Annotated in this window: 10 protein-coding genes and 1 pseudogene; 6 read left to right on the forward strand and 5 right to left on the reverse strand. The window is 66.8% G+C overall.

Features of this window, described 5'->3' with window-relative positions; all coding sequences use genetic code 11:
• Positions 1 to 77: pseudogene (locus tag Q1V87_RS12445) on the forward strand (50S ribosomal protein L11); the annotation flags it as partial.
• Between the two features lie 2 nt (positions 78 to 79).
• Complete coding sequence (rplA, locus tag Q1V87_RS12450) at positions 80 to 772, forward strand: 50S ribosomal protein L1 (protein ID WP_300593374.1); 693 nt, start codon at positions 80 to 82, stop codon at positions 770 to 772.
• A gap of 51 nt (positions 773 to 823) precedes the next feature.
• Here the strand turns inward: rplA and Q1V87_RS12455 are convergent, their stop codons facing one another.
• On the reverse strand, positions 824 to 1,486 hold the full coding sequence (locus Q1V87_RS12455; RefSeq protein WP_300593377.1) for a LysE/ArgO family amino acid transporter: 663 nt from the start codon (positions 1,484 to 1,486) through the stop codon (positions 824 to 826).
• A 71-nt stretch (positions 1,487 to 1,557) separates the two neighbouring features.
• Between Q1V87_RS12455 and Q1V87_RS12460 the strand changes: the two genes are divergently transcribed.
• Positions 1,558 to 2,484: a LysR family transcriptional regulator ArgP gene (locus tag Q1V87_RS12460; RefSeq protein ID WP_300593379.1), complete on the forward strand. Its 927-nt coding sequence runs from the start codon at positions 1,558 to 1,560 to the stop codon at positions 2,482 to 2,484.
• Here the strand turns inward: Q1V87_RS12460 and Q1V87_RS12465 are convergent.
• From Q1V87_RS12465 to Q1V87_RS12480, 4 genes are all read right to left on the reverse strand, one after another.
• Positions 2,471 to 3,427 (reverse strand): NADP-dependent oxidoreductase, encoded by a 957-nt coding sequence (locus tag Q1V87_RS12465; RefSeq protein ID WP_300593394.1) that lies wholly within the window; start codon positions 3,425 to 3,427, stop codon positions 2,471 to 2,473. The genes Q1V87_RS12460 and Q1V87_RS12465 overlap by 14 nt on opposite strands.
• A 240-nt stretch (positions 3,428 to 3,667) precedes the next feature.
• Positions 3,668 to 4,153, reverse strand: coding sequence for a MarR family transcriptional regulator (locus tag Q1V87_RS12470; protein ID WP_292710075.1), 486 nt, complete (start codon positions 4,151 to 4,153; stop codon positions 3,668 to 3,670).
• Positions 4,150 to 5,871: an MDR family MFS transporter gene (locus Q1V87_RS12475; protein ID WP_300593382.1), complete on the reverse strand. Its 1,722-nt coding sequence runs from the start codon at positions 5,869 to 5,871 to the stop codon at positions 4,150 to 4,152. The genes Q1V87_RS12470 and Q1V87_RS12475 overlap by 4 nt, the downstream gene beginning before the upstream one ends.
• 170 nt (positions 5,872 to 6,041) lie before the next feature.
• A complete protein-coding gene (locus tag Q1V87_RS12480; protein ID WP_300593385.1) occupies positions 6,042 to 6,692 on the reverse strand; it encodes a YqaJ viral recombinase family protein in 651 nt (216 codons plus the stop codon).
• 331 nt (positions 6,693 to 7,023) lie between these two features.
• On the opposite strand from Q1V87_RS12480, the gene rplJ reads away from it, so the two are divergent.
• The 3 genes from rplJ to Q1V87_RS12495 form a co-directional block, all read left to right on the forward strand.
• On the forward strand, positions 7,024 to 7,539 hold the full coding sequence (gene rplJ, locus Q1V87_RS12485) for a 50S ribosomal protein L10 (protein ID WP_300593387.1): 516 nt from the start codon (positions 7,024 to 7,026) through the stop codon (positions 7,537 to 7,539).
• 41 nt (positions 7,540 to 7,580) lie between these two features.
• Positions 7,581 to 7,970 (forward strand): 50S ribosomal protein L7/L12, encoded by a 390-nt coding sequence (gene rplL / locus Q1V87_RS12490; protein ID WP_292710082.1) that lies wholly within the window; start codon positions 7,581 to 7,583, stop codon positions 7,968 to 7,970.
• A gap of 115 nt (positions 7,971 to 8,085) precedes the next feature.
• A partial coding sequence (locus Q1V87_RS12495) for an HAD-IC family P-type ATPase (RefSeq protein ID WP_300593391.1) occupies positions 8,086 to 10,584 on the forward strand: 2,499 nt, incomplete at its 3' end.

The following is a 10,584-nucleotide window of genomic DNA, read 5'->3' on the forward strand; positions in this document are numbered from 1 at the left end:
ACGCGAACGACGTCGAGGCGGCCATGAAGATCATCGCGGGCACCGCCCGTTCGATGGGGATCACGGTGGAGGCGTAATCATGTGCAAGAACTCCAAGGCTTACCGCTCCGCCGCAGCCAAGATCGAAGAGGGCAAGTTCTACGGCCCCACCGAGGCCGTCTCCGTCGTCAAGGAGACCGGCTCGTCGAAGTTCAACTCGACCGTCGAGGTCGCCCTGAAGCTCGGGGTCGACCCGCGCAAGGCCGACCAGATGGTGCGCGGCACGGTCATCCTGCCGCACGGCACGGGCAAGACCGCCCGCGTCATCGTGTTCGCGACGGGCCCGGCCGCCGAGGCCGCGCTCGCCGCGGGTGCCGACGAGGTCGGCGGCGCCGAGCTCATCGAGAAGGTCGCCGGTGGCTACACCGCGTTCGACTCGGCCGTCTCCACCCCGGAGCTCATGGGTCAGGTCGGTCGTCTCGGAAAGGTGCTTGGCCCCCGTGGCCTCATGCCGAACCCGAAGACCGGCACGGTCACCCCGAACCCGGCCAAGGCCGTCGAGGAGATCAAGGGCGGCAAGATCGAGTTCCGCGTCGACAAGCACGCCAACGTGCACTTCGTCGTCGGCAAGGCGTCGTTCTCGGCCGAGCAGCTCGACGAGAACCTGAAGGCTGCGCTCGACGAGATCGTTCGCCTCAAGCCCTCGAGCTCGAAGGGCCGCTACATCCAGAAGGGTGCGGTGTCGACCACGTTCGGCCCCGGCATCCCGCTGGATGTCAACAGCATCGCCTGAGCAACGCTCTGATACGACAACGGCCTCCGCTGCGGCGGGGGCCGTTGTCATTCATCCACCCAGGACGAGACTGACGCCGAGGGCGATCATGACGACGGCGATGATCGCATCGAGGATGCGCCAGGCTCGCGGCGTCGCGAGCCACCGCCCGAGATACCGGGCTCCGAACCCGAGTGCGCTGAACCAGAGGACACTCGCGGCCACGGCACCGAGCGCGAAGACCCAGCGATCATCCCCGTGGGTGGTGGCGACGCTGCCGAGCAGAAACACCGTGTCGAGATAGACGTGCGGGTTCAGCCAGGTGAGCGCGAGGACCGTGAGCACGGTCGTCGACAGTCGCGTCTGTGTTGTCACCGCGTGGATCGCCGACGACGGCTCGGTGGCAGAGCCTGCGGCGGCTTCGGTCGACGGGTCGACAGTGAGTGCTCCGGAGGGGCGCCAGGCGCGCCTGGCGGCGAAGAGGCCGTACCCCACGAGGAAGGCCGCGCCCGCCCATCGCACCGCGGTCACCAGCCACGGCAGCGCTGCCAGTGCGAGTCCGACGCCCGAAACGCCCAGCACGATGAGGATTGCATCAGACGTCGCGCACACGACGACCACCGCGAGCACGTGTTCCCGACGGATGCCTTGGCGCAGCACGAAAAGGTTCTGGGCGCCGATGGCGACGATCAGAGACAGGCCGAGCCCGAGCCCGGCGAGGAGGGGAGTCAGCACCCCTCGACGCTAACGGTGAGTCCGAGTCAACTCCAGCTAAAGATTCTCACCAAGCATTAGCATCACTTCACATGAAGATCGACTTCGACCTGGCCGAGACGGTGGCGATCATCGCCGAGGAGGGAACGCTCGAGGCTGCGGCGCGACGGATGCGGATGACGCCGAGCGCGGTCAGCCAGCGCCTGCGGGCGATCGAAGATCAGCTCGGGCGAGTGCTGCTCGTGCGCTCGAAGCCCGTTCGCCCGACGGATGCCGGAGATGCTGTCATCCGGCTCGCTCGTCAGGCGCGCGTGCTCGAACACGATGCTCTCGCCGGCATGGGTGGGCTCCGCGCTGATGATGGGGCCGAGGAGGGGCCTGTGTCGGTGCCGCTGGCGGTCAATGCTGACTCGCTCGCCACTTGGTTCCTCACGCCGCTGGCACGCCTGAGCGCGCGGCATCCGATCGTGTTCGATCTTCACCGCGACGATCAGGACTTCACCGCCGCACTCCTGGAGGGCGGCACCGTGATGGGCGCCGTGACGTCCCGTGCAGAGCCGGTAGCAGGATGCCGCGTGACCGCGCTGGGGGTCATGCGCTACGAGGCCGTTGCTACCCCCGATTTCGTGGCCCGCTACCTCAGCACCTCACGGGACGACACCCGTGCGCTGGCCGCAGCTCCGCTCGTCCTCTTCGATCGTCGCGACGACCTGCAAGACAGGTGGTTGCGGGAGCAGGGGATATCGGGTTCGGAGGCCCCGAGGCACTACGTCCCGGCATCCCATGACTTTGCCCAGGCAGTCGGGCTCGGATTCGGGTGGGGGCTGCTCCCGGGCTTTCAGTCCGATGCTGGGCTCGAGAGCCGCGCGCTCGTGCGGTTGGGGGGTCCGCCGATTGACGTTCCCCTGTACTGGCAGCAGTGGAATCTGCGTTCGCCACTCCTGGATGCCGTGGCCGCCGAGATCGTCGAAGAGGGGCGACGGGTGCTTCGGCCTGCGCCCAGCCTCAATCGTCGCTGACGCGCAGCACGATCTTGCCGCGAGTATGTCCGCCCTCGATGTCGGCGTGTGCCTTCGCCGCGTCGGCGAGGTCGAGGACGTGATCGATGTACACCTGCACCGAGCGCGAATCCAGCAAGCGAGCGATGGTGGCGAGTGTTGCCCCTTCCGGAATCACTTTGTAGCTGGTCGCGCGGACGCCAACAGCTGCCGCCGCTTCGCGATACTCCGGCCATGATCCGGTGGGCACGAGAATGTAGATCCCACCGGGACGCAGGACCGAGAGGGAACGTGTGCCGATCGAGTCGGTCACGTTGCCGACGAGGTCGATGACGACATCCATATCGTGGACGACCTCTTCGAAGCGCGTCGAGGTGTGATCGATGACGACGGAGGCGCCGAGGTCGCGGAGCCAGGGGGCGTTGGCGCCGGATGCCGTGGCTGTCACATGAGCGCCGAAGTAGGCAGCGAACTGCACGGCGAAATGCCCCACGCCCCCGCTTCCCGCGTGGATGAGGATGCGCTGACCCTCGTGAGCGTGAGCGGTCTCGACCACCAGGCCCCACGCTGTGAGGGCCGCCACCGGAACTCCTGCTGCCTCGACGTGAGAGAGGGAAGCAGGCTTCCGCGCGATCGACAGCGTGGGCGCGACGACATACTCCGCGTAGCTTCCGGGCGTGCGGGGAAACCCTGCCATGCCGAAGACCTCGGTACCGACAGGGAACGGATGCGTCTCGAACGGGGACTCGACGACGACGCCGCTGAAATCGAACCCGAGGATCCCGGGGAGGTCTGAGACGGCAGGAGCGAGCCCTTTACCGGCGCGGGTCTTGGCATCGATCGGGTTCACACCTGCAGCGACAACGCGTACGAGCACCTCGCTGAGCACCGGGCGTGGTACGGGGACGGTAGCCTCGGTCAGGACGCGGGGAGCGCCCCACTGGGCGACGGTGACCGCCCGCATCACCTCCGGGACCTCCGCGGGTTCGGTCGAGAATGCCTGAGCTTCGTGGGATTGGCGTAGCGGCCGGAATCGCATCGGTCGCTCCTTCCGCGAACACGTCGTCTCAGGGTCGTGCACATCGGCGTCGACGTGACACTGGACGACCAGTGGAACCCCGCCCTCCGCGAGGTGATCTCAGTCAACCGCGCGATTGTCTCGCTCGTGTTACGTCGGTGTCACCGCGCCGATAAGACGCGCCAGTCAGCGCTTCGGGATGTCGCCGGAGGCGAAAGCGGTGAGCAGATCAGTGAGATCATCGATCGACTCGGTGGGCCACTCCGCGAGAGTATGAGAGAGCATCCGCTCGTACGGTGCTCGTGCGGCATCCAGTCGCTTCCGTCCCTCCGCGGTGAGGGAGATCAGCCGCGAACGGCGGTCGTCGGGATCAGCGGTCCGCTCGATGAACCCGAGGCTCTCGAGCTCGCTGATCTGCCGGCTGATCATTCCCTTGTCGGCCGTCAGGCGGTGGGCGAGAGTCGACGATGTCGTGGGTCCGATGCGGCCGATCGTGGCCAGGAGTTTGAATGTCCCGGGGAGCATTCCCGGGCTCACCTCATCGGCGATCTGCGCATAGAACTTTCGGATGCGCGAGATGAGCTCGGAGATCGCCCCCTCAAGCCGGTCGACTGCCGCGCGATGCTCGCGGGCTGCGGGGTCGAGGTCCTCGGGAGCTGCGGGTTCGCTCATCGTGGCGACCCCGGGCTGGATGCCGCGCGAGCAGTCTCGCCGCGGCGGGAACCGTCGGCATCCGTCGAGAAGTCGGCAGTGGCGGTGAGAGTGTCCATGCCCTCGGCGACTGACACGGTGGCGAGGTCGGCTTCGCTCGCTTCCAGCCGCTCGCGGTTCGTCATCCGAGTCAAGGGGACGTTCGGTAGGAACGCGATGGCGATGAGGCTCACGATCGCGAACGGAACGAGGATGAAGAAGGACTGTGAGATGCCTTGAGCATAGACGTCTTCGAAGATGACCCGCAGACCTTCGGGCATCGCAGAGACCTGCGGGAGGGATCCCGACTGCAGCTGCGAGGCCCAGCTCGAGGCCTGGTCGCCGAGGGCCCCGAGCGCGGCGGTGATGTCATCCTTTCGTCCCCCCAGCAGGTCGGTGACGCTGCTGGCAAGGGCTGCGCCCATGACGGCAACGCCGACGCTGCCACCGAGGCTTCGGAAGAAGGTGATGCCGGAGCTTGCAACGCCGATCTTCGTGGGCTCGGTCGTGTTCTGGACGACGAGCACGAGGTTCTGCATCGTCATCCCGATGCCGGCGCCGAGGAGGAACATGTACAGCGACACGAGAGCGAAGTTCGTGTCGTAGTGGATCGTCGTCAGCAGGGCGGAGCCGGCGATCAGCGAGATGCTGCCGGCGATGAGGTAGGGCTTCCAGTGCCCGAAGCGGGTGATCAGCTGGCCGACGCCGACGGATGCCACCAGAAGGCCGGCGATCATCGGGATCGTCATCAGCCCGGCCTCGGTCGGTGTGGCGCCCCGGGCCAGCTGCATGTACTGGCTCAGGAACACCGAGGCCCCGAACATGGCGATGCCGGTGGCGATCGAGGCGAGCACGGCGAGCGTGAACGTGCGGCTCCGGAACATCGAGAGCGGGACGAGGGGTTCGCGTGAGCGCAGCTCGACCACGATGAACGCAATGGCTGCGAGGATCGCGCCGCCCACCATCAGCAGGGTCGTCAGGCACCACCAGTCAAAGGAGTCCCCGGCGAGGGTCACCCAGATCAGAAGCAGCGAGACGGCAGCCGAGAGCAGGACGATGCCGAGGTAGTCGATCGAGACCTTGCGTGCGGTCAGAGGCTTCAGGTGGAGGGTCCGCTGCACGATGATCAGCGCTGCAACGGCAAACGGGAGGGCGACGTAGAAGTTCCAGCGCCAGCCGATCCCGTCGGTGATGACGCCGCCGACGAGGGGACCGCCGATGGTCGCAAGCGCCATGACGGCCCCGAACAGACCCATGTAGCGACCGCGCTCGCGCGGGCTGATGATGTCAGCCATGATCACCTGGCTGAGCGCCGCAAGGCCTCCGGCGCCGACGCCCTGCACGGCACGCATGGCGATGAGCCACTCGGTATTCGGGGCGAAGCCTGCCGCGGCGGTGGCGACGACGAAGATGCCGATCGCGAGCTGGAAGAGGAGCTTGCGATTTATCAGATCGGCGAGCTTGCCCCACACGGGCGTCGAGATCGCCGTCGTCAGGAGTGTCGCTGTCACGACCCACGTGAACGCGGCCTGATCGCCGCCGAGATCGTGGATGATCACCGGCAGCGAGGTGGAGACGACCGTCGAGGCGAGCATCGAGACGAACATGCCCAGGAGCAGGCCCGAGAGGGCCTCCAGGACCTGGCGGCGAGTCATCCCGGAGTCGGTGAGGGCGGGAGCTGGAGAAGAAGCGGATGCCATGGGTTGCCTTCTGGACGACGAGGATGTGGCTGCGCTCGTCATCGCGCAGTCATTGACAAATGTCAACTATACGCTATTTGGTTGACAGGAGTCAATTAGTTGGTCGACGTGCGTCATAGCGGAGCCCGACGGTGCCGGATGAGGCGAGGCGAGCGGCAGGGCGTGGCTGATCAGTCGGATAGTGCGAGGGCGCGATATGGCTCGCGCGTCGTGACCGGGGCGACAGTCAGCGTTCGGGTGCGCTGTGTGCGTACGTAGAGCTCATCAATGAGAGCCGTCGCCAGGCCGACCAGCCGCGCGATCTCCGTCTCATCGCGGTCAACCCACGCACACCGTGGCTCGTCGCCGACGGGGACGAAACCGTCATGCTGTTCCCAGGCGACGAGCGTGCGCTCGGCGCCGAGGACATGCTGCTGCCACCAGACCTGGCGGAGGTAGGAGCGGGGGATGCTGCGCCACTCCTTGTTCGTCGTCTTGATCTCGGCGAGGATGACGCGCCCCTGCGCGTCGACCACCACGCCGTCGGGGGTGGCGAGGTGGCGCTTCTCCACTTCGGCGTGAAAAAGCGCCGACGAGGGTTGGATGCCGTGCGTTGCGGCTACCCAGCGAGCGATCTCGGGTTCGCGCAGTCGCCCGTGGTTCGTATAGGCGTTGCCCGAAAAGCCGGAGCCCATGAGCTTGGCGTCGGCGGCGCGGGCGATGGCACGCTCGGAGGTGAGCGTCGCGACATCCGTTGCTGTGATCCCGCGCGAGCGGGCCCGCACCCACGCGACCCGGTCTCGTGAGTCGGCGACGATGCGCGCTTGGAGTTCGGGAGTCACCCCTCGACCCTACGTGCGGGTCGCGACCTCGGCGGCCCGTACACGCGAGGAAGCGCGAGAGCCTCGACACCGATTTGTCGGGCTGGCCGGGTGCCGCGTACACTTGTCGGAGCCGAAGACCGCCGGTCATCGGCGTGCGCGTAAGCGAACGTCGATCGAAGCACTGGAAGTTGTCCGTCAGGATCAACGCCCAGGGGCCTGCGCAGGTGTCACGAACAACGCCCATCCGGGCCGAAGCTCCGTGCGCTTGCGCCGGAGCTTTTCTCATTTTTGGGGGTCAGAGGCTCCCATCCCGCCACCGTGGGATGGGGACAAGACACAAGGAGTGGCCATGGCGCAGAAGGAAGCGACGGTTGCCGAGCTCACGAAGCATTTCGAGGACTCGACCGCCGTTCTGCTCACCGAGTACCGCGGCCTGACGGTTGCCGAGCTCAAGGAGCTTCGCAGTGCGATCCGTCAGGACGCCGAGTACGCCGTGGTGAAGAACACGCTCTCCAAGATTGCCGCGAACAACGCGGGGATCACGTCGATGGATGAGGACCTCAAGGGGCCCTCGGCTATCGCGTTCGTGCACGGTGACCCGGTCACCGTCGCGAAGGGACTGCGCGCCTTCGCCAAGGCACACCCTCTTCTCGTGATCAAGGGCGGATACTTCGACGGTTCCCCCCTGAGCGCGGAAGAGGTAGGCAAGCTCGCCGACCTCGAGAGCCGTGAAGTCCTGCTGGCGAAGCTCGCCGGCGCGATGAAGGCCTCGATGACCAAGGCAGCATTCGTCTTCAACGCACTGCCGTCCAAGGCCGTTCGCACGGTCGACGCACTGCGTGAGAAGCAGGAGTCCGCGGCCTGAGTCGGCCCCGGCGATAACCACACCCATCAAGGAGAATCATCATGGCAAAGCTCAGCACTGAAGAGCTGCTCGACGCGTTCAAGGAGCTCACCCTCATCGAGCTCTCCGAGTTCGTCAAGGCGTTCGAGGAGACCTTCGACGTCACCGCCGCCGCGCCCGTCGCGGTTGCCGCTGCCGGCGCCCCCGCCGGTGGTGCCCCCGCCGAAGAGGTTGAAGAGAAGGACTCCTTCGACGTCATCCTCGAGGCCGCTGGCGACAAGAAGATCCAGGTCATCAAGGTCGTCCGCGAGCTCACCTCGCTCGGCCTCGGCGAGGCCAAGGCCGTCGTCGACGGTGCTCCCAAGGCTGTCCTCGAGGGCGCCAACAAGGAGACCGCAGACAAGGCGAAGGCTGCTCTCGAAGAGGCAGGCGCCACGGTCACCCTCAAGTAAGTCCCCGCGACTTTCTCACGAAGGCCTCGGATGCTTCGGCATCCGGGGCCTTCGTGCATTCCCGGCATCCGAACCTGCACCCTCCCGCGCCGGGCGTGCCCGCTAGGGTGAACGCATGACCAGCGGTACCGATGTGGCAACGCAGCCAGGGCCCGAGCCGACCGGGGATGACGAGATCACCGGACTCGCGGCTGCCGAGGTGGCCGAGCGTGTGGCCTACGGCCGAACCAACGCCTATCAGGCCGATTCGAGCCGGAGCATCGGCAGCATCATCCGCGCCAACGTCTTCACGATCTTCAACGCCATCGTCGGGTCGTGCTTCGCCGTGCTCCTGCTCCTCGGGCGGTGGCAAGACGCGATCTTCGGCCTCAGCGCCCTGGCAAACACGATCATCGGTGTGTGGCAGGAGTTCCGTGCGAAGGCGGCGCTCGACCGGCTTGCCCTGCTCAATGCGCCCACCGCCCGCGTGCTGCGTGATGGTGTCGAGGCCGAGATCCACCCGACCGCTGTCGTGATCGACGACATCCTGGTGCTCCGCGCCGGTGACCAGATCGCTGCCGACGCCGAGGTCATTCATGCCCGCGGGCTCCAGGTCGACGAGTCGATGCTCACGGGCGAGTCGGATGCCGTCGACAAGCGCCCCGACGACGAGGCGCTTTCTGGGTCGATCGTCGTCGCGGGGGAGGGGATGGCGCGCGTCATCCGTGTCGGCGCCGATTCCTATGCCAACCGGTTCGCCGCCGAAGCCAAGCGCTTCTCGCTCGTCTCGAGCGAGCTGCGCTCCTCGATCAACCTCGTGCTCCGGGTTGTGGGCTGGGCGATCGGGCCCATGGCGCTTCTGGTCCTGAACGCCCAGATGATGGTCTTCGGCGGATGGGTCGCCGCCTGGGAGAGTGGCGACTGGGTTCAGGCGGCTGTGAACACCATTGCCGCGGTCACCGCGATGATCCCGCTCGGGCTCGTGCTCATGACGAGCATCGCCTTCGCGGTCGGCGCGGCAAAGCTCGCGGGGCGACAGGTACTCGTGAACGAACTCCCCGCCGTCGAAGGGCTGGCGCGCGTGGATGTCGTGTGTCTCGACAAGACCGGCACGCTCACCGCGGGCGAGATCGAGTTCGATGCGGTTCATCCCGTCGGCGACGCCGCGGCGCCCGGATGGGACGAGGCGCTGGCCTGGTACGGCGCCGACCCGGCGGCCAATGCGACAGCGCGCTGCCTGCGCGACCCGTACCCGCTCGACGCCCCCGTCGCCGCGGGGTCGGCGATCCCGTTCTCGTCGGCACGCAAGTGGAGCGCCGTCTCGTTCACCGATGGTCCGTCGGGTGCCTGGGTTCTCGGTGCTCCCGAGATGGTCTTTCCGGAGGAGACCGGGGTTGGAACCGATCTCGGGTCCCTCGTCGCCGACCTTGCCGCGACGGGACGGCGCACCCTCGTGCTCGGCCACTCGCCGCATCCGATCTCTGACGAACAGGCCGAGGCGGAGCGCATTCCCGACGACCTCGTCCCGATCGTCGTGCTCACCTTCCGCGAACAGGTGAGGCCGGATGCCGCGCAAACGCTGTCGTATTTCCGAGAGCAGGGGGTCGGCATCCGAGTCATCTCCGGCGACAACCCCCGCACTGTCGCTGCCATCGCACGTGAGGTGGGAGTGGATGCGCCCGAGGGGTTCGATGCCCGCCAGCTGCCCGAGGACGACGAGGCGCTCGCTGATGTGCTCGAGACGTACCACGTGTTCGGTCGCGTCACCCCCGAGCAGAAGAAGCGCATGGTCACTGCCCTGCAATCGCGTGGACACACCGTGGCGATGACCGGAGACGGCGTCAACGACGCGCTCGCGATCAAGACCGCCGACATCGGCATCGCGATGAACTCCGGCGCCGCTGCCACGAAGGCTGTCGCGCGTCTTGTGCTGCTTGACGGCCAGTTCTCGCACCTGCCCGACGTCGTGGCGGAGGGGCGGCAGGTGATCGCCAACATTGAGCGCGTCTCGATGCTCTTCCTCACCAAGACCGCCTACATCTTCGTGCTGTCGATCGTGTTCGGCATCCTGGTGCTGCAATTCCCGTTCCTGCCCAGGCAGCTCTCCATCACCGACGGGCTCACCATCGGCATCCCGGCGTTCTTCTTGGCCCTCATGCCCAACCGGCAGCGCTATATTCCCGGGTTCCTGCGGCGGTCGCTGAGTTTCGCGATACCCGCCGGTGTCGTCGTCGGGGCAGGCCTCACCCTCTACACGCTCGGCGCGCAGTCGCTCGGCGTCGACGAGCAGCAAATGCGAACGGGCGCGACGATCCTGCTCGCCATCGTCGGGATCTGGATCCTCACCGTGCTGTCCCGCCCGATCAACCGCTACAAGGGCCTTGTGATCGGCGCGATGTTCATCGGCCTGGTGCTGATCTTCTCGGTGCCCCTCGCTACCGAGTTCTTCCAGCTCACGGACCCGGGGGAGGATGCCGCATACCTGCTCACGGTAGTGATCGTGGCGACGATCGGCGGAATCGAGATCGTGCGGTTCATTCACCGCCGGTTCGTGGCGCGCGACACGGCTGCCAGGGCGGCGGGCGCGAAGACTGTCAGCGCCGGGCGTCAGCGGCGGCGCGGAAGAAGCGGTTCG

This window comes from Microbacterium sp., assembly GCF_030149085.1.
Taxonomy (GTDB): Bacteria; Actinomycetota; Actinomycetes; order Actinomycetales; family Microbacteriaceae; genus Microbacterium.